The 18,090-nt window shown below is 69.8% G+C and carries 15 protein-coding genes; 5 read left to right on the top strand and 10 right to left on the bottom strand.

From position 1 onward, the window contains the following. Window positions 1-23: 23 nt before the first annotated feature. Window positions 24-476, bottom strand: a complete 453-nt coding sequence (locus AC1HFW_RS24700) for a hypothetical protein (RefSeq protein ID WP_035359558.1) — start codon at window positions 474-476, stop codon at window positions 24-26. 115 nt (window positions 477-591) lie between these two features. On the opposite strand from AC1HFW_RS24700, the gene AC1HFW_RS24695 reads away from it, so the two are divergent. Continuing rightward, window positions 592-1,119, top strand: coding sequence for a GNAT family N-acetyltransferase (locus tag AC1HFW_RS24695; protein ID WP_428993843.1), 528 nt, complete (start codon window positions 592-594; stop codon window positions 1,117-1,119). 50 nt (window positions 1,120-1,169) lie between these two features. Here AC1HFW_RS24695 and AC1HFW_RS24690 read toward each other — a convergent pair whose 3' ends face one another. Then, complete coding sequence (locus tag AC1HFW_RS24690) at window positions 1,170-2,408, bottom strand: GGDEF domain-containing protein (protein WP_035359560.1); 1,239 nt, start codon at window positions 2,406-2,408, stop codon at window positions 1,170-1,172. 170 nt (window positions 2,409-2,578) lie between these two features. On the opposite strand from AC1HFW_RS24690, the gene AC1HFW_RS24685 reads away from it, so the two are divergent. Then, window positions 2,579-3,445 (top strand): GNAT family N-acetyltransferase, encoded by an 867-nt coding sequence (locus tag AC1HFW_RS24685; protein WP_006391429.1) that lies wholly within the window; start codon window positions 2,579-2,581, stop codon window positions 3,443-3,445. Window positions 3,446-3,487: 42 nt separating this feature from the next. On the opposite strand, the gene dcd is transcribed toward AC1HFW_RS24685, so the two are convergent. The 4 genes from dcd to apbC all read right to left on the bottom strand — a co-directional run bounded on the left by dcd (window position 3,488) and on the right by apbC (window position 10,916). Next, the gene (dcd, locus tag AC1HFW_RS24680; protein ID WP_006226186.1) at window positions 3,488-4,051 is read right to left on the bottom strand and encodes a dCTP deaminase; all 564 of its coding nucleotides are present in this window, start codon (window positions 4,049-4,051) and stop codon (window positions 3,488-3,490) included. A gap of 92 nt (window positions 4,052-4,143) precedes the next feature. After that, entirely contained in the window at window positions 4,144-7,935 is a 3,792-nt protein-coding gene (locus tag AC1HFW_RS24675; RefSeq protein ID WP_479285456.1) for a translocation/assembly module TamB domain-containing protein, read from the bottom strand. After that, window positions 7,932-9,824: an autotransporter assembly complex protein TamA gene (locus tag AC1HFW_RS24670; protein WP_035359564.1), complete on the bottom strand. Its 1,893-nt coding sequence runs from the start codon at window positions 9,822-9,824 to the stop codon at window positions 7,932-7,934. Before AC1HFW_RS24670 ends, AC1HFW_RS24675 begins: the two co-directional genes overlap by 4 nt. Window positions 9,825-9,827: 3 nt before the next feature. Further along, window positions 9,828-10,916 (bottom strand): iron-sulfur cluster carrier protein ApbC, encoded by a 1,089-nt coding sequence (gene apbC / locus AC1HFW_RS24665; RefSeq protein ID WP_479285455.1) that lies wholly within the window; start codon window positions 10,914-10,916, stop codon window positions 9,828-9,830. Window positions 10,917-11,016: 100 nt separating this feature from the next. On the opposite strand from apbC, the gene AC1HFW_RS24660 reads away from it, so the two are divergent. After that, a complete protein-coding gene (locus AC1HFW_RS24660) occupies window positions 11,017-11,292 on the top strand; it encodes a hypothetical protein (RefSeq protein WP_006226181.1) in 276 nt (91 codons plus the stop codon). Between the two features lie 221 nt (window positions 11,293-11,513). Further along, window positions 11,514-13,580: a methionine--tRNA ligase gene (gene metG, locus AC1HFW_RS24655; protein ID WP_479285454.1), complete on the top strand. Its 2,067-nt coding sequence runs from the start codon at window positions 11,514-11,516 to the stop codon at window positions 13,578-13,580. A 106-nt stretch (window positions 13,581-13,686) separates the two neighbouring features. Here the strand turns inward: metG and AC1HFW_RS24650 are convergent, their stop codons facing one another. From AC1HFW_RS24650 to AC1HFW_RS24640, 3 genes are all read right to left on the bottom strand, one after another. Further along, window positions 13,687-14,424: a sulfurtransferase gene (locus AC1HFW_RS24650; RefSeq protein ID WP_479285453.1), complete on the bottom strand. Its 738-nt coding sequence runs from the start codon at window positions 14,422-14,424 to the stop codon at window positions 13,687-13,689. 97 nt (window positions 14,425-14,521) lie between these two features. Then, entirely contained in the window at window positions 14,522-15,316 is a 795-nt protein-coding gene (locus AC1HFW_RS24645; protein ID WP_035359566.1) for an META and DUF4377 domain-containing protein, read from the bottom strand. A gap of 139 nt (window positions 15,317-15,455) precedes the next feature. After that, on the bottom strand, window positions 15,456-15,986 hold the full coding sequence (locus tag AC1HFW_RS24640; RefSeq protein WP_006391438.1) for an META domain-containing protein: 531 nt from the start codon (window positions 15,984-15,986) through the stop codon (window positions 15,456-15,458). 260 nt (window positions 15,987-16,246) lie between these two features. Here AC1HFW_RS24640 and AC1HFW_RS24635 point away from each other — a divergent pair, with 260 nt between their 5' ends. After that, window positions 16,247-17,407 (top strand): acyltransferase family protein, encoded by a 1,161-nt coding sequence (locus tag AC1HFW_RS24635; protein WP_479285452.1) that lies wholly within the window; start codon window positions 16,247-16,249, stop codon window positions 17,405-17,407. Here the strand turns inward: AC1HFW_RS24635 and AC1HFW_RS24630 are convergent. Continuing rightward, window positions 17,388-17,783, bottom strand: coding sequence for a helix-turn-helix domain-containing protein (locus AC1HFW_RS24630; RefSeq protein ID WP_081105139.1), 396 nt, complete (start codon window positions 17,781-17,783; stop codon window positions 17,388-17,390). The two genes, AC1HFW_RS24635 and AC1HFW_RS24630, sit on opposite strands and share 20 nt — an antisense overlap. Window positions 17,784-18,090: the final 307 nt, after the last annotated feature.

The following is an 18,090-nucleotide window of genomic DNA, read 5'->3' as shown; positions in this document are numbered from 1 at the left end:
GCCCCCGCGCGAGGCGCGCGGACCTACCTCAGGGTGCGGGCCTCGCCCGCGTCCAGGGCCGCGATGAAGCGCTCGAAGTACGGCGGGATGGCCTCGGCGGCGCCGTAGCGGATGCGCCGCTCGACCTTGGCGATGGCGCCGAAGCAGACCTCGGCGTCGGGCTCGCCGCAGACCAGCACCACCGGGTCCTCGTCGTCGCAGACCTCGTACAGGCCGCCATGGGCGCGCCGGGCCACCTCGTAGAGGTAGGCGGCGGCGCCGACGGTCTGCATGGGAGTCAGGGGCAAGGTGCCCACATGCGCGGCTTCGAGCGCATCTTCCAGCGCATGGACGCTCGACGGTGTGTAGTCGAGCCCGGCTCCGGCGGAACCGGCGGCCTGGACGAAATCCTCGGCGGCGTGAGCCACGCGGGCCACGAACTCTTCCTGGACCTCGTCGCGCTCGGCCTCATGGTTTATCTTGAGGAAACCGAACATCATTGGCTCCTTTGTGAAAACCGCAAGCGGCGTTGCCCCATTATAGGCAGCCCGCACGCCTATACTGGCCCGACAGCACCAAGACCGTACCCTATTCCCAACACTGCCCCGTCCCGTGAATTCCCCATCCGACCTGCTTGTCCGACGTCTGATCCCCCAGGATGCCCAGGGGCTGCGCCAGTTGCGCCTGGATGCCCTGCGCGAGACCCCGGAAGCGTTCGGATCGAGTTACGAAGAGGAACACACGCTGACACTGGAAGACATCCGCGGCTGGATCGCCCCGGCGGACGACAGCGCGATGTTCGGCGTGTTCTCGGCAGCGGCGCTGGCCGGCATCATCGGCGTCACCCGCCAGCGCAAGCTCAAGATGCGCCACAAGGCGCACATCTGGAGCGTCTACGTGGCGCCCGGCTGGCGCGGCCGGGGGCTGGCGCGCCAGTTGATGCGGGCGGCCATCGAGCATGCCGGCGCCATGCGCGGCGTGCGCACGGTGCAGCTGAGCGTCACCGCCAACAACGCGGCGGCGCGGCAGCTGTACGCCAGCCTTGGCTTCGAGGAATACGGCCTCGAACGCGAGGCCCTGTGCGTCAACGGCGAGCTGTACGACGAAGTGCTGATGGCGCTGGCCCTGCCCGGCCGCTAGGGGCTGTTTGCACTAACCGCACCACACTCCGGCATCGGGCGGCGCCGAGATCAGGCGGCGCCCGCGCGGCGTCGCGAACCGTAGGCCCAGACCTGGTTGCGGCCGCCGTCCTTGGCCTTGTACAGCGCCTGATCGGCCGCCTTGATGACCGCGTCCGGCGCGCGCAACGCCTCGCCACGCTCGGCCACCCCGATGCTGACCGTGACCCGCAGCGGCCGGGTATTGCGGCCGCGACCGCCGCGGCGGCGCAAGCCGACCTGGTCCGCCTTGGGCCGCGCCGGCTTGTCGCGCAGGCGCATCTGGTAGGCCTCGATCGCGCGCCGCACGGTTTCCAGGTGCGGCATGGCCTCGATCGCGGTCTTGCCCGGAAACACCAGCGTGAATTCCTCGCCGCCGTAGCGGTAGGCATAGCCGCCGCCCGGCACCCGGCGCAGCTGCGCCGCGACCATGCGCAGCACCTGGTCGCCGACGTCGTGGCCATGGGTATCGTTGAACGCCTTGAAGTGATCGACGTCGGCCATCGCCAACGTGTAGACGCGGCCCATGCGCTGCAGCCGTTCGTTGAGCGCGCGGCGGCCCGGCAGGCCGGTCAGCTCGTCGCGGAAGGCCATGTGGTAGCCCTCGTGCGCCAGCGAAATAGACAGCGATGTCAGCGCGGCCGATGCCATCACGGCCAGTTCGATCGCGTGCTGGCCGCCGCGCGGCAGCGCCCAGGCCATGCAGACGAAACCCAGCCATTGGCCAGCCTGCTGCGGGCGGCCATAACGCAACAGCAGCAGGGTCAGGGTCAGGCCGGTCACCAGCAGCGCCGCCAGCGCCTCGGCCGGGATGCCGAGCCGGGCCAGCGTGCCCTGCACCGCCAGCGTGCCGAACCACTGCCCCACGCCGTCCTTGCCGGCCAACGCGATGGCCGCGGCGCCCACCGCCATCAGGCCGATGCGCGCGGCCAGATCCCACAGCATGCCGGCGCGTTCCGCCCAGAGCGCGTTGATGGTGTAGGCCAGCGACCACCACACCAGCGCCGGCCCCAGCGCCCACGGCGCCTCGCTGGCCAGGGTCGGCCAGATGGCCACGGCCGTCAGCACGCCCAGCATCAGCGCCAGCGTCTGCGAACGCTGGTACATCAGGCAGATCGCCGCGCCGACCAGCGCCATGACCCATGGCACGAACGGCACGATCAGCGCCAGCGCCGGCGGCCACTGGCGCCACAGCAACAGCCCCACCGCCGCAATCACCGGCAGCGCGGGATAGAACAACAGGGGCAGCCAGGGGATATGGGGGTAACGCACGGATAGGCCTTGCTCACGCTTGCTGAGATGACGTCGCCAAATCGGCAAACACATATGTCATTTTACGGTCGCGCCCCCGCGTTCTTTAGCGCCGCGCAAGCCGCTGGCGCGATTGCAACGCGGCGTGCGCGCCATGCTATGTTTTGCGATCCCCTCTGCGGAAAGACCTCATGCGCATCCTGGTCAACATCGACGTGCCCGATCTCGAGGCGGCCATCGACTTCTACAGCCGCGCCTTCGGCCTGGCGCTGCATCGCCGCCTCGGTCCCGGGGCCGCGGAAATGCTGGGCGCGCAGGCGCCGATCTACCTGCTGGAAAAGGCCGCCGGCACGCCCGCCGCGAGCGCCGCGCGACAAGCGCGCGACTACGCCCGCCATTGGACGCCGGTGCATCTGGATGTGGTGGTCGACGACGTCGACAGCGCTGTCGAACGGGCGGTGGCGGCGGGCGCGACGCTGGAGGATCCCCCGGTATCGCATGACTGGGGCCGCATCGCCCACCTGAGCGATCCGTTCGGCCACGGCATCTGCCTGCTGCGGTTCCTGGGCCAGGGCTACGACGCGCTGGCGGCGGGCGCGCTACGCGACGTGCCGGCCGCTCCCGCCGATTTCGAGGCCCTGCTGGCCATCCGCATCGAGGCCATGCGCGACAGCCTGGAACGCCTGGGCCGGTTCGACCCCGAGCGGGCCCGCGCCCGCCTGCGCGATACCTTCCGGCCGGATCACACCTGGATCATCGAGCGCGACGGCGCGCGCGTCGGCTTCTACGCGCTGCGTCCCGACGGCGACGGCCTGCGGCTGGATCATCTGTATGTGGTGCCCGCGGCGCAAGGGCTGGGGGTGGGCGGCCAGGTGCTGGGCCGCCTGCTGCTCGATGCCGACCGCCGTGGCCTGCCGGTCAGCGTGGGCGCGCTGCGCGGCAGCGACTCGAACCGCTTCTATCGCCGCCACGGCTTCGTGCAGGTGTCGGAAAGCGAGTGGGACATCGAATACCTGCGCCCGGCGCCGGGGCGCCAGGCCGCCCCTGGCGGGCGTTGAGGCAAGGCGGGGCGCGCCGGGCGGCGCCCCCACCGCGGGCGATCAGGTGCGCGGCAGGGTCACGCCGCGCTGGCCCTGGTACTTGCCGCCCCGGTCGGCGTACGAGGTCTCGCAGACCTCGTCGCTTTCCAGGAACAGCATCTGGGCGCAGCCTTCGCCGGCGTAGATCTTGGCCGGCAGCGGCGTGGTGTTCGAGAACTCCAGCGTGACGTGGCCTTCCCATTCGGGTTCCAGCGGCGTCACGTTGACGATGATGCCGCAGCGCGCGTAGGTGCTCTTGCCCAGGCAGATCGTCAGCACGCTGCGCGGAATGCGGAAGTATTCCACCGTGCGGGCCAGCGCGAATGAGTTGGGCGGGATGATGCAGACGTCGCCCTTGAAGTCCACGAACGAGCCTTCGTCGAAATTCTTGGGATCGACGATGGTGGAGTTGATGTTCGTGAAGATCTTGAATTCGTCGGCGCAACGCACGTCGTAGCCGTAGCTGCTGGTGCCGTAGCTGACGATGCGCCCGCCATTGGCCGTGCGGACCTGCCCCGCTTCGAAGGGTTCGATCATGCCGGCTTCGGCCTGGCGGCGGATCCAGCGGTCGCTTTTGATGCTCATGGTGGCGAGAGTGCTTGGGGAAATGGAATGGGCGTCATTTTATCCCGAGCGCGCCGACCCGTCCCCGAACGGGGACGGAACCGTCACGCACGTCAATCGCCGAAGAACGTCCGGTAGACCAGCGCGATGCCATTGACCGAGCCTCCCTTCAGGTCCAGCGACAGGCCGCGCGCCAGCCGGTAGCTGGCCCGGCCGACGGTGTCGCTGCCCGCCAGCGCCTGCTCGACGCTCAGCGTGATGCCGTTGGCGAACGTCTTGCTGGCCACCAGGAATTGGGTCGCCAGCTGGCTGTCGCTGTCGCGGTTGACGTCGCCGGCCACGGTGCGGTCCGGCAGGATGCTGCCCGAGCTGCCCAGATTGCCGGTGCGCACGCTGACGTCGTCCAGCCCGAACTGCTTGTAGAACGGCTGGCCGCCGCCCAGCAGCGCCGTGCCCACCGACAGCAGCAGCGCGGCGTCGCTGCCGCTCTCGTCCGGCCCCCGGCCCAGCAGCAGCCACGACAGTTTCTCGACGTCGCTGACGTCCGGGTACGACACCAGGTCGATGCGTGGCCGCTGCGCGGTGCCCACCACCTTCACGCCCGCCTCGACCTGTTCGCCGGTGCGCAGGGCCTCGATGTCCAGCAGCGGATTGTCCAGGCGGCCCTGGAAGGTCAGCGTGCCGCGCCGCAGCCGCAGCTTCTGGCCATAGGCCTCGATGCCGCCGCCGCGGGTGCGCAACGCGCCCACGCCGGTCAGGCGGCCGTCGTTCAGCAGGATCTGGATCGCCCCCAGCAGGCCGGCGTCCAGCCCCATGCCGGTGATGTAGAAGCGCGGCCCCATGTCGAACTTCAGGTTCATGGTGGTCTGCAACGGGGTCGACACGGCGCCGGGATCGTCGCCCGCGCGCCGCACCTTGACGTCGTCGTCCAGCGAGGGCACGCCCTGCAGGATCTCCAGGCTGAACCAGCCGGCGTCCGCCTTCAGGTCGCCGACGATGTCGATGCGCGGCATCGCGGCGTTCAGGTCGATGGTGCCGGACACCATGGCGTAGCGGTCCGAGCGCTGCAGCGCCGGGAAGCGGTACAGCGTCAGGCGCACGCTGCCGCCGCCGTCGATCAGGTTCCACTGTCCCTTGGCCTCGGCATAGCCGTCCTTGGCCTCGGGATTGGTGGTGATCCATTCCTTGGTGCGCCATTCGGCCGGCATGACCCGCAGCGAGGCCGGGAAGCGCAGGCTGTCCAGCACCAGCTTGTCGCCATCCAGGCGCGCCGACAGCTTGCCCTCGATCAGGCGCACGCCGTCGTCGATGCGCACCACCCGCAGCTTGTCGCCGCGAATCGCGCCGCTGGCGCTCCATTTGCCATTGAGCGTGCCCTGGGCCTCGAGGTTGGCCTTGACCTGGCCGCCGATTTCCATCGAATCGCCGACGAACAGGCCGACCCAGGCCAGGTCGGTGATGTCCGCGTCCAGCCTGGCGCGGATCGGCTGGCGCGGATCCAGCGCCATGCCGCCCTTGGCGTCGACCGCCAGCACCGCCGTGCCATTGCCCGCGATCTTGCCCATCTTGTCGGTGGCCAGGTCCAGCTTGGCGTCCAGGCGGCTGGCGTTGGCCGAGGTCGGCGTGGCCGTCAGGTCCAGCACCAGCGCTTTCACGCCCAGCGGCACCGGCGGATCGCCCGGAATCAACAGATCGCCGTCGCGGCGCGCGATGCGGGCGCGGCCGGCCAGCCGGCCGTCGAATTTCAGGTCCCAGGACGCGTCCAGCGCGATGCGGCGCTGGCTCTCGGCCACGGTGGCGTTGACGCGCTTGGGCCCTTTGCTCATCTTCGCCGCGGCCTCGGGGTCGACGGCGGCGATCACCTGGCGCGCCATGGCGGCCGTGATGACGAGGTTATCGGCCTGGCCGGCGGTTTCCCAGCGCTTGGCATCGCCGCGCGAGCCCTTGTGGGCGATCGCCAGCTTTTCCTTGCCGGGCAGGGCCACGCCAATCACCGTCTGGCCCACCTGCCACTGCCATTGCGGCGCCAGCGCCGCCGGCAGGTACGACAGCGTCACCGGCCGGTCGACCGAGACGGTGAAGCCGGCGCTGTCGACGGTCAGGCGCGAAAAGGCGCCGCGCCAGCCGGTCAGGGCGGCATCGGGCTCGCCCGCCGCGCCCTTGCCCCAGCCCCCGGTGAAGGCAAGAGTGGCCTGGGCGCGTGATTCGCCCAGCACGCCGGGGCGCGGCTTGGCCGGGTTGTAGCCGGCCGTGATTTCGCCTTTGTGGGCGGCAACGGTGCCGCCGAGCTTGCCCTTGAGGTCGGCGCCGCCCGGGATGCCGGGCCAGAACGCGTCCAGCTGCGGCGCCTGCGCGTCCAGCGTCAGCGCGCCGTCGGCGCCGCCGATCTCGCCCTGCGCCCGGACCCGGTTCGGGCCCAGTTTCAGGTCCACGTCCAGGCCGTGGATGCGCAGGCCGGCCAGCAGGTCGGCGGTTGCGGCGGCGGGCGGCGTGGCGGCATCGGCCCCCGCGCGGGCGGCGCCGTCAGCGGGCGGCGGCGCGGCCGGGGCGGCGGCGGGCGCGGCGATATCCACCTGCGCCTTGACCGTGCCGGCCAGCACCTGCTTGTTCCAGCGCGCGCCGTCTTCGAAGCGCAGGTCGATCGCGGCCTGGCGCAGCTGGCTGAGGTTCTCGAATTCGGCGCTCAATTGCGCATTGGCGCTGACCACGGCCGGCGGCAGCGCGTCGCCGAGCCAGGGCGACAGGTCCAGCCGCTGCGCCCCGAGCGTGCCGACGATGCGGTCGCGGCCCGGCTGGCCGTCCACCGCCTGCAGGTCCAGCCGCGCCGACAGCGTCGATTTGTCCGGCAGCCGCGCATCGGCGCGCGCGCTGCGCAGCACCAGCGGCGTGCGCGGCGCCAGGTCGGCCACCACGTCCAGCGCCAGGCCGGCGCCGGCGCCATCCAGCTTGGCCTGGATACTGTCGAGCGAGCCGGCCGCGTCCGCGCGCAGGATCACCTGGCAGGCGGGCGCCGGCGGGCCGACGAATGCGGTGGCGGCCTTGTCCGCGGCGGCGTCCGGCGACGTCCCGGCCGGCGTCTTGGCGTCGGCGGCGGGCGCCTTGGCGCTGGCGGCGGCCTTGCCCTTGGCGGCATCGGCCCTGGCCGCGCCGGCCCGGGGCTTGGCCGCGTCCGGCGCCTTGGAAGCCTGCACCGGCGGCGCGAACTTGCCGCTCAGCTGATCCGCCTGGCACAGCGGCGAATCCGGGCCCGACCCGCGCGCCGTCACGTCCAGCCGCGCGGCGAATGGCCAGGGGTCGGCCAGGCCCTGCAGCTCGGCCTGCCCGCTCAGTTGCGCCTGGCCGATCTCGTGGCCCACGCGCAGGTTGGCGATGCGCAACTGCGCGCCCTGCTTGCCCGCGGCGAACGTGGCGTTCAGGTCGCCCAGTTCGACCGGCAACGGCTGGCCGTCCTGCAGCAGATGGAATTCGCCCAGCGCCAGCCGGTCCACCGCGATGTCCACCGGCAGCGCCGGCAGGCTGAAGGGTTCGTCGGGCTTGTCATCGGCCGGCGCGTCCTCGCCGGCGGTCAGGCCGATCTCCACATTCGTGGCCGAGAGTTCGCGCACATGCAGCAGCCGGTTGCCCAGCGCGCGCCAATTCACGTTCAGGCGCAGGTCGCTGATGCCGATGCGGGTGCCGCTTACATTCAGGTCGAGCCGGCCGACCTCCAGCCCGCGCAGGACCGAACCGCGCACCGCCAGCGCCTGGCCGTCCAGTTGCTGGGCGGCGGTGGTCAGCAGCAGGCGCGATCCGGTCTGCGAGGCCAGCAGCCAGAACACGAAGCTGCACGCCAGCACGGCCAGCATCGCCAGCCCCGGCAACCACCACACCAGCACGTGGCGCAGGAATCGGCGCAGCCCCGTCAAAACGCGATCCCCAGCGAGAAATGCAAGCGCAGGTCGCGCTCGCGCTGGCCATAGGCCACGTCCAGGAACAGCGGGCCGGCCGGCGTGCGCACCCGCGCGCCGACGCCGTAGCCGACCGCCAGCGACATGTCGCCGAACGACTGCGCCGCGTCGCCCGCGTCGACGAACACGCCCATGCCCCAGCGTTCATTGAAGTAGTGGTCGTACTCGATGCTGCCGACCACCAGCGTGGGCGCGCCCACCACGGCTTTGTCGCGCTTCAGGCCGATGCTCTGGTACTTGTAGCCGCGGATCGAGCGCGCGCCGCCGGTGCGGAAACCGAAATCGTCCGGCACCTGCACGTTGCCGTTGGCCCAGACGCGGCCGACCTCGCCGCGCACGGTCAGCACGTCCAGCTTGCCGATGGGCCACCACTTCTGGGCGCGGAAACGCGCGCGGGTGTAGGGCTCGCCGGTATCCAGCGTCACGCCCACGCCGCCGCCCAGCGCGATCAGGTTGCCCTCGCGCGGGTCGTACTTGTTGTCCACGTCGCGCCGCAGCCACTCGCCGGTGGCGGTCAGCGTGGGCAGCGAATATTCGTCGCCGCCGTCGATCTTGACGTCATCGTGCGCCAGCAGCAGGCCCCAGCGGGTCTCGTAGGTGACGCGGCTGTCGCCGGCGCCCTTGCGTTCCTGGCTGCGAGTGGCGCCCAGCGCGTAGCGGGTTACCGCCAGGCCCTGGATGTCGGAATGCTGCGCCAGCACCCCGACGGAATCCTTGTAGCCGCGCTCGGTCGGCGGCAGCAGGATGTCGGTGTAGACGCGCTGCTGCAGCCGGTCCACGCTGAAACCCGATTCCATCGTCACGGGCTGGCCGAACACCACGTTCTGGCGGTACAGCGATTCCAGCCGCACCCCGGCCTCGTCGTCGACGCCGATCGACGCCGAGAAACGCTTGGGCGGCGCCTCCACCACCCGCACCTGCACCGGCAGCGTCACTTCGCCATCGGAATCGTAGGCGGGCGGCGGCGGCGGCATGGCGCCGGACACCACCGGATCTCCCGCCGGCGCGGCCTCGGCGGCGTTGGCCGCGCCCGGCGCGCGGGCCCGGTCGGACAACGGCTCGGTCGTCTGCTGGTCGCTGCCCGGCTGCCGCAAGGCCACGAAGGCACCGCGGAAGAAGGCCGTGGACTGCAGGTCCTGCTGCCATTCGTCCAGGCGGTTCTGGTCGTAGGGCGAGCCCGGCGAATAGCGCACGTAGCGGGTGATGAGCTTGGGCGGCACCCGCTCCAGGCCGTCGGTGCTCAGTTCGCCCATGCGCACCTGCGGCCCGCTGTCGATGGTGACGCGCAAGGCGGCCGATGCCGTGTCGGCCTGCACGTCGGCCTCCGAGGCCGTCATGCGCGCCAGCATGAAGTCGCGCACTGAGGTCTCGTCCAGCAGGTTGGACTTGGCCTTGTTCCAGTCGGCGTTGATGAACGGCTGGCCGGGCTTGAGCAGCCAGTCGTCGCGCAGCTTCTGCACGCGCTGCGCGTATTCCGGCCGCGTGATGCGGCCGGTGAAGGTCAGGTCGACCGACGACACCGTGGTGCGCTTGCCCGGCACGATGCCGATGTCCCAGGTTTCGCCGCCGATGTCGGTGCCGGCCTCGAGCGTGACGGTGGGGGTGAAATAGCCCTGGGTGGCCAGCGCGGCCAGGGTGGCGTCGCGCGCGCGGCGCCGCAGGCGGTTGATTTCGCCGCCGTCCTGGTCTTCAGCCAGGCGCGCGATGGCGCCCACCGCCTCGGTGATCGCCTGCAGCGCCGCCGGCGGCACGCCGCCGGGGTCCACGATGATTTCCGGGCGCTTGGCCACGGCCTCGCCCGCTACTACGCAAAGTCCTGCCAAGAGGGCCCGGGCTGTCCACCGCATGCGTCAGGTCGGCTGCTGCACGACGATGGACGGGAATTTCCCGGCCATGTCCCGGGGCAGCGCCGCGACGCCGGCCACCAGCTTCCTGGCGATGGCGCGGTACAGCCCCGCGGCTTCGCTGCCCGGATCCGCCACCACGGTGGGCGTGCCCGCGTCGGTCTGCTCGCGGATCGCCAGCGTCAGCGGCAGGCTGCCGAGCCACGGAGTTTCATACTGCTGGGCCATGCGCTGGCCGCCGCCTTCGCCGAAGATGTGTTCGGCGTGGCCGCATTGCGAGCAGATGTGGATGGCCATGTTCTCGACCACGCCCAGGATCGGCACCTCGACCTTCTGGAACATGCGCAGGCCCTTGCGGGCGTCCAGCAGCGCCACGTCCTGCGGCGTGGTGACGATGACCGCGCCCACCACCGGCACCTTCTGCGCCAGGGTCAGGGCCACGTCGCCGGTGCCCGGGGGCATGTCGACGATCAGGTAGTCGAGGTCGCGCCAGTTGGTCTGGCGCAGCAATTGTTCGAGCGCCTGCGTGACCATCGGGCCGCGCCAGATGGCGGGCGAATCGGCATCGATCAGGAAGCCGATGGAATTGGCCTGCAGGCCATGGCCGGTCAGCGGCTCCATGCTCTTGTTGTCCAGACTCTCGGGACGGCCCCAAATGCCCAGCATGGTCGGCACGCTGGGGCCGTAGATGTCGGCGTCCAGCAGGCCCACCTTGGCGCCCTCGGCGGCCAGGGCCAGGGCCAGGTTCACGGCCGTGGTGCTCTTGCCCACGCCGCCCTTGCCGGAGGCGACCGCAATAATGTTGCGCACATTGGGCAGCGGCTTGAGGCCCTTCTGCACGGCGTGCGCCGCCACCTTCCAGGACACGCTGACCTGGGCGCCGGGCGCGCCGGCGGCGGCCAGCGCCGCCACGGCGATCTCGCGCACCTGGTCGCGGACGGCATCGGCCGGATAGCCCAGTTCCAGCGCCACGGCGACGCGGCCGCCGTCGATCTGGATGTCACGATCTTTTACAGATACGCCCAGGTCCAGGCCGGTATTCGGGTCTTGCGCGGCGCGCAGCGCGGCGCGGATGTGTTCTATCGTTATACTCATGTCACTATGGTTCCGTAGGCAGCGCGGCTTCTGCGGCCCGCCATCCCCTAAAGGATAGCGGATACCGGGAACCTTTCGCTGCGTTTTGCATCCGACCTTCATGACCAATACTCTTATCCGCTTCTTCCGAGCCGTCTTATTCGCCGCCCTGGCCTTGATCGGCATGGCGATGGCGCTGGTCTTCATGCTGTCCACGGCGATCGCCGTGGCGATCCTGTACGTGGTCGCCAAGGTGCGCGGCAAGCCTTTCGGCGTGCGCGCCTACTGGAGCCAGCGTCAGGGCGCCCGTCCGGGCCCGTTCCAGTCCGCCACCGCTCCGTTCGCCACGCAGCCGCGCGGCGACGTGATCGACGTCGAGGCCCGCGAGATCCGCTGAGCGCGGCCTCGCCGGCGCCCGCCGCATCCCGCGGCGGCCCGCGCCGCGCACTCGCGGCCGACCGACCGGCTCGCTGTCCCCCAACCCGCCTGGCGCCCCCGTGCGCGACCGGCGGGTTGTGTCGTTTCAAGGGCCCGCCGCCCGTCGCCGCGGGCGCATCGCCGCCATTGCCCTAAAATGGCCGGCCAACCCATTTTTCCCCTCAACCTCGACCGACAACCATGTCTCGCACCCTCTTTGTCACCACTGCGCTGCCCTACGCCAACGGATCCTTCCACATCGGCCACATCATGGAGTACATCCAGGCCGACATCTGGGTTCGTTCGATGCGAATGGCGGGCCACACGGTGCACTTCGTGGGGGCCGACGACGCGCACGGCGCGCCGATCATGCTGAAGGCCGAAAAAGAAGGCATCACGCCGCAGGCGCTGGTGGCGCGCTACGCCGCCGAGCGCCCGCAGTACCTGAACGGCTTCCACATCCGTTTCGACCACTGGCACACCACCGACTCGGCCGAAAACGTGGCGCTGTCGCAGGACATCTACCGCGCGCTCAAGGCGCAGGACCTGATCGAGACCCGCTCCGTCGAGCAGTTCTACGACCCGGTCAAGGGCATGTTCCTGGCCGACCGCTACATCAAGGGCGAATGCCCCAAGTGCCATGCCAAGGACCAGTACGGCGATTCCTGCGAGGTCTGCGGCGCCGTCTACGCGCCCACCGAACTGATCAACCCGTACTCGGCCCTGACCGGCGCCACGCCGGTGCTGAAGTCGTCCGACCACTTCTTCTTCAAGCTGTCGGACCCGCGCTGCGTCGAATTCCTGCAGCAATGGACCACCGGCAGCAACGCCAACGGCGGCAAGCACCTGCAGCCCGAGATGCTGGCCAAGACCCGCGAATGGCTGGGCGCCGAGGACGGCGAAGCCAAGCTGGGCGACTGGGACATCTCGCGCGACGCGCCCTATTTCGGCATCGAGATCCCGGACGCGCCGGGCAAGTACTTCTACGTCTGGCTGGACGCGCCGGTGGGCTACCTGGCCTCGCTGAAGTCGTACTGCGCCGTCCGCGGCCTGGACTTCGACGCCCTGCTGGACCCGGCCGGCAACACCGAGCAGGTCCACTTCATCGGCAAGGACATCGTCTACTTCCACGCGCTGTTCTGGCCCGCGATGCTGAAGTTCGCCGGCCGCAAGACGCCGGACGCGGTCAACGTGCATGGCTTCATCACCGTCAGCGGTGAAAAGATGTCCAAGAGCCGCGGCACCGGCATCTCGCCGCTGCGCTACCTGGAACTCGGCATGAACGCCGAGTGGATGCGCTACTACATCGCCGCCAAGCTGAACGCCCGGGTCGAAGACATGGACTTCAACCCCGAGGACTTCATCGCCCGCGTCAACAGCGACCTGGTCGGCAAGTACGTCAACATCGCCAGCCGCGCCGCCAGCTTCATCACCAAGCACTTCGACGGCGCCCTGGCCTATTCGGGCGACACCGCCGCGCTGTCGGCCGAATACGCCGCGCAGGCCGAGTCGATCCGCGCCGCCTTCGAGGCGCGCGAGTACAACCGCGCCATCCGCGAGATCATGGCCTACGCCGACCGCATCAACCAGGCATTCGACACGGCCCAGCCGTGGGTGCTGGCCAAGGGCATCGCCACCGCCGACGACGCCCAGAAGGCCGCGCTGCAGGACATCTGCTCGCGCTCGCTGGCCGGCTTCAAGGCCCTGTCGGTGATGCTGGCGCCGGTGCTGCCGGCCCTGGCCGAGCGCGTCGCGCGTGAACTGTTCGCCGCCGACGCCAACTTCACCTGGGCCGACGCCGCGGTGCTGCCGCAGCGCGTGGCGCCGTTCAAGCACCTGATGCAGCGCGTCGAACCGCAGATGCTGGAAGACCTGTTCGAGCCGCCCGCCGCCCCCGCCGTGATCCCCGGCGGCGAGCCGCTGGCCGAGACCATCTCGATCGACGACTTCGCCCGCGTCGACCTGCGCATCGCGCAGATCGTCAACTGCGAGCACGTCGAAGGCTCGACCAAGCTGCTGCGCCTGACGCTGGACGTGGGCGAAGGCCGCCACCGCAACGTCTTCTCCGGCATCAAGTCGGCCTACAAGCCCGAGGACCTGATCGGCAAGCTGACCGTCATGGTCGCCAACCTGGCGCCGCGCAAGATGAAGTTCGGCGTCTCGGAAGGCATGGTGCTGGCCGCCAGCCACGCCGACGAGGCGGTCGACGCCGGCATCTACGTGCTGGAGCCGTTCCCCGGCGCCAAGCCCGGCATGCGCGTGCGCTGATCGCCCGATCCGCTTCCCGCGCCATGAAAAAACCCGCCGATCGGCGGGTTTTTTTCATCGTGGCGGGGATGCGGCTGCGGAAGGCGCAACCCCAGCCCGGGCGCGATCAGTCCTGGCTCGGCGCCAGCGCCGGGTCGAGCGAAATGCGTTCGTCGAACACGAAGCACTTGCCGTCGAACCCCGGGCCGCCGGTTTCCTCGAAATACTTGAGGATGCCGCCGTCGAGCTGATAGACGTTTTCGATGCCGGCCTCGTTCATGTAGATCGCGGCCTTCTCGCAGCGGATGCCGCCGGTGCAGAAGCTGACCACGGTCTTGCCTTCCAGCTCCGCGCGGTGCGCCTGCACGGCCGCCGGGAACTGCGTGAAGCGGTCGATGCGCCAGTCGATGGCGTCGCGGAACGTGCCCTCGTCGACTTCAAAGGCGTTGCGCGTGTCCAGCATGACCACCGGACGGCCGTTGTCGTCGGCGCCCTGCTCCAGCCAGCGCGCCAGCGTCTTGGCATCCACGCCCGGCGCGCGGCCGGCCTCGGGCCGGATCGTCGGGTGGTCCATGCGGATGATCTCGCGCTTGATCTTCACCAGCAGCTTGCGGAACGGCACCTGCGCGCTGTGGCTGAATTTCACTTCCAGGTCGGCGAAGCGGGCGTCGCCGCGCAGATCGCGCAGGAAGGCATCGATGCCGTCGGCCGCGCCCGCCAGGAACAGATTGATGCCTTCGCCGGCCAGCAGGATGGTGCCCTTCAGGCCGGCCGCGCCGGCCTCGGCCAGCAGCCGCGCGCGCAGCTCGGGCAGCGCGTCCAGCGAGACGAATTTGTAGGCGGCGATATTGACGACGGAAGACATGGCAAAGCGGGGCGTGGAACGGCGAAGGCCGTAATAGTAATCGCTGGGCCGCGCCGCCCGCTTGCCGCGGGTCAAGCGCGGCCCGCCGCGCGGCGGCTCAGCGCCGCACGATTTCCTGTTCCACCACCGTATCCAGCACCCAGCGCAGCCCCGAGGCGTCGGCGGGCGGATTGGGATCGCGGACCTCCACCACCCGCAGGCGGTAGCGGATGCCGGGCTGGAAATTGAAGCCGGTGATGTCGCCATACCAGAGCTGCCACGGCTGCGCCGCGCTGTCGCGCACCTGGTAGCACATGGCGCGGCCGGCGCCGGCGTTGCACGGCACGCGTTCGGCATTGACGTAGACCAGCTTGGTCGGCCCCACCTGGCCGCCGGCGACCGGGTCGGTGCGGCGGCCGAAATCGAGCGTATCGCCGTTGCTGAGCGCCCAGGTCATGCGCTGCGGATTGTTGGTGTTGTCGAACGAGGTGGCGGTGATGCGCGTCAGCGAGGCCAGGAATTCCTGCTCGAGCTGCATGCTCACGGGCGCGCAGGCCATCATCGTCGCCACCGGGTTGGACTGGATGATCAGCTGGCCGTTGGCCACCGTGTAGGGCGCGCTGTAGGTGTTGCAGCCGGCGAAGCCCGTGGCGCGCGTGGCGCCCTGGTCATGGATGAAGCCGATGGTGAGCGGGCGCGAGCCCGAGGATGGGTGCGGGATCGAGCGCAGCGCGCCGCCCGGACGGGTCCAGCGCGCCAGGTCCCAGCTGGTCTGCGCCAGCACGTCCGAGGCCGCGGCCGGCTGGAAGCGCGGGTCGTGCCCGTCCGCGGTGCGCGGCGGGGCCGCGCAGGCCGCCAACGTCAACGCCAGCGCGCACGGCGCGATCCAGCGCCAGGAAGTGGACAAGGCCATGGAACTCTCCCGCAAGAAGCAAAAACGGCCCGCCGCCGGCACGCTTGCCGGCGGGCTCGGGCAGCGCCCATTGTAGGCGTGGCGCGGCGGACGCCTACGCGCGCCAAACAGACTGAAACACCTGGCCCGCGCGGCGCGCTCAGGGCGTCGGCGGATCCTGGCGACGCTCGAATTCCAGCACGTCGCCGCCGCGCAGGTTGAAGGTCAGGTGGCGCGGCGCGCCGCCGCTGTCCAGCGTGAACGTGTCGATCGTGGTCAGGCCGCGCAGGTAGTCGTTTTCCAGCTCGGCGCGCGGGGCCGGCACGCAGGCCATGCGGGTGGAGGCGGGCGCGTCGATGGACAACTTGCCGGCCTGTAATTTGTACGTGCCCTTGTATTCGTTGCAGCCCGAGAAGCCCTCGGCGCGGTACTGCTTGCCCTGCGCCAGGAAGGTCAGGCGGATCGGCTCGCCGTTGTCGCCATGCGGAATGTCGCGCAGGGCGCCGCCGGCGCGTGTCCAGCGCACCAGTTCCCAGCTGGTCTGGGCCAGCGAGTCGGCGCTGCTGGCGGCATTGGCGGCCGCGGCGCCCTGGGCGCGCGCGCCCCCGGTCGACCCGGCGCAGCCGGCCAGCGCCACGGCCAGCACCCCGATGCCGAGCAGCCGGCAACGCGAAGACAGGGAAGTAAACATGGACAGCACTCCTGAAAGGACACACCCCCGACTGTAACCGCCATGGGACCCGCACGTCCCGTGCCTCCCCCCGACAGCCGAATCCGAAAGCTGCACGCCGCCCCGGACGCGCTACGCCGCGCGCAGGGGGGGCTGCATCGAATGCCGCATGGCGGCGCGCCCGCGCCACGCGCAGAATCGACTGACCCCTTCCGCCCCGCCGGCGCAGACCGGCCGCGGAACCGGGCCGATCCATCCTTTCCGGAGACACGGCGATGGGCATGCTGAGAACGTTGCTGGCGCTGTCCGTCGTCCTGGACCACCTGGGCGGTGGCACGACCGACTGGCTGGTGGGTGGGCGCCTGGCGGTGCAGCTTTTCTACGTGATTTCGGGCTTCCTGATCTCCTATGTGCTGACGGCCACCGACCACTACCGCGGCGCGCCCGGCCGGTTCTACGCCAACCGCGCGCTGCGCCTGTACCCGGTCTACCTGGCCGTGGCCGCGCTGACGCTGCTGGCCTATGCCGCCGGCGGCGACGCCTTCTGGCGCGTCTACGACGGCCTGCCGCTGGCCGCCACGCTGTTCCTGGCGCTGTCGAACCTGGTGATCCTGGGGCAGGACTGGCTGATGTTCTTCGGCATCGACCACGGCGCGCTGGCCTTCACCGGCAGCTTCGCCCGCAGCGACGTGCCGCTGTACCAGGGCCTGCTGGTGCCGCAGGCCTGGACGCTGGGCGTCGAGATGAGTTTCTACCTGATCGCCCCCTTCGTGCTGCATTCGCCACGGCGCCTGCTGGTCCTGCTGGCGGCATCGCTGGCACTGCGCGCGGTGCTGATCGCCAGCGGCATCGGCCTGAGCGATCCCTGGACCTACCGCTTTTTCCCCACCGAACTGGCGTTGTTCCTGGCCGGATCCCTGTCGCACCAGGTGCTGCTGCCGCGCTGGCAGGCGTGGAGCCGCCGCGTCGCCTGGCTGCCCGAACTGGGCACCGGTCTGCTGACACTGTACGTGCTGGTCCATTTTTCCATCGGCCTGCCGCACACGCTGCGCGACGGCCTGGCGGTGCTGCTGTTCGCCGCGCTGCTGCCACTGGCCTTCGTGTTCCAGTCGCGCCACCGGCTGGACAAGATCATCGGCGAGCTGAGCTACCCGATCTACATCTGCCATGCGCTGGTGATCCTGTTCTTCGGCTGGCTGCTCGACGGCACCCAGCTGCGCCAGCCAGCCATGTTCACGGCCCTGGTGGTGGCGGGCTGTATCGGCTTGGCCGCGTTGCTCAACAGCCTGATCGCCGATCCGGTGGAACGCCTGCGCCGGCGCCTGCGCACGGCGCCGCCACCGGCGCAAGCGGAGGCCGCGCTCGAGGCGGCGCGCAGGAAGGCGCCGCGCCAACGAGCCGCCGCATCCACCGCCGTGGGGACTATTCGCCGCGCGCCTTGATGTAGGCCGCCAGCACCTGTTCGATCTGGCGCTTTTCCTGCTGGCTCAGGCGCGCATAGGTGGCGTACGACACCGTCTCGAACGGCCAGGGCGGCTGCTCGGGATGGTTGCTCGCGTTCGTGGCGGGCTCGGCATAACCGGGGTTGAGCATCGGCCCTTCGCCGGTGCTGAGCCACATGGGATTGACCCGCAGTGCCCGGGTCAGCTTGATGAGCGCGTCGCTGGAAGGCTGCAGACGTTGGCCGCTCTCATAGTTGCCGATAGCGCTTTGCGACAGGTTGCTCGCGACTGCCAAGTCTTTCTGTGTCCATCCCTGAAGCATTCTTGCATTGCGCAGACGATGGCTAAACGTGTCCAATCGATCAACCTGAGACATTAATATGAATTTATTTATTTGATTAAAACATCTCAATACTGCCGTCAAATAAACGGATTACACCCCAATTCCTGGGCTAATCCGTAAATCGCGGCGCCCTCCTCGGCCCGTGTCGGCGCACTGCCCCCGGCCGGCGCCGGGACCCGCGGGGAATTGAAAAAACCCCTTGCTATCATCGGTTTGCGCGCACGTGCCAGACCCGGCCCTGCCTCCCTCCTCCAAGTTCCGCGGGTGCCAGGCTGGCCATTAAGGCCGGCCCGAGTTTATGGGCATTCGACGATTAAAAATAGAAAATAATGTATCGGTA

The sequence above is a fragment of the Achromobacter sp. ISS7 genome (assembly GCF_056523125.1).
Note: the sequence above shows the minus strand (reverse complement) of the source record. Positions and strands in the feature narration are given on the sequence as shown.

Coding starts and splice junctions, on each gene's coding strand:
- AC1HFW_RS24700 (WP_035359558.1), bottom strand. CDS start 476: ATGTTCGGTTTCCTCAAGATAAACCATGAGGCCGAGCGCGACGAGGTC.
- AC1HFW_RS24685 (WP_006391429.1), top strand. CDS start 2,579: ATGCGCATCCTGGTCAACATCGACGTGCCCGATCTCGAGGCGGCCATC.
- dcd (WP_006226186.1), bottom strand. CDS start 4,051: ATGAGCATCAAAAGCGACCGCTGGATCCGCCGCCAGGCCGAAGCCGGC.
- AC1HFW_RS24670 (WP_035359564.1), bottom strand. CDS start 9,824: ATGCGGTGGACAGCCCGGGCCCTCTTGGCAGGACTTTGCGTAGTAGCG.
- apbC (WP_479285455.1), bottom strand. CDS start 10,916: ATGAGTATAACGATAGAACACATCCGCGCCGCGCTGCGCGCCGCGCAA.
- AC1HFW_RS24660 (WP_006226181.1), top strand. CDS start 11,017: ATGACCAATACTCTTATCCGCTTCTTCCGAGCCGTCTTATTCGCCGCC.
- metG (WP_479285454.1), top strand. CDS start 11,514: ATGTCTCGCACCCTCTTTGTCACCACTGCGCTGCCCTACGCCAACGGA.
- AC1HFW_RS24650 (WP_479285453.1), bottom strand. CDS start 14,424: ATGTCTTCCGTCGTCAATATCGCCGCCTACAAATTCGTCTCGCTGGAC.
- AC1HFW_RS24645 (WP_035359566.1), bottom strand. CDS start 15,316: ATGGCCTTGTCCACTTCCTGGCGCTGGATCGCGCCGTGCGCGCTGGCG.
- AC1HFW_RS24640 (WP_006391438.1), bottom strand. CDS start 15,986: ATGTTTACTTCCCTGTCTTCGCGTTGCCGGCTGCTCGGCATCGGGGTG.
- AC1HFW_RS24635 (WP_479285452.1), top strand. CDS start 16,247: ATGCTGAGAACGTTGCTGGCGCTGTCCGTCGTCCTGGACCACCTGGGC.
- AC1HFW_RS24630 (WP_081105139.1), bottom strand. CDS start 17,783: ATGTCTCAGGTTGATCGATTGGACACGTTTAGCCATCGTCTGCGCAAT.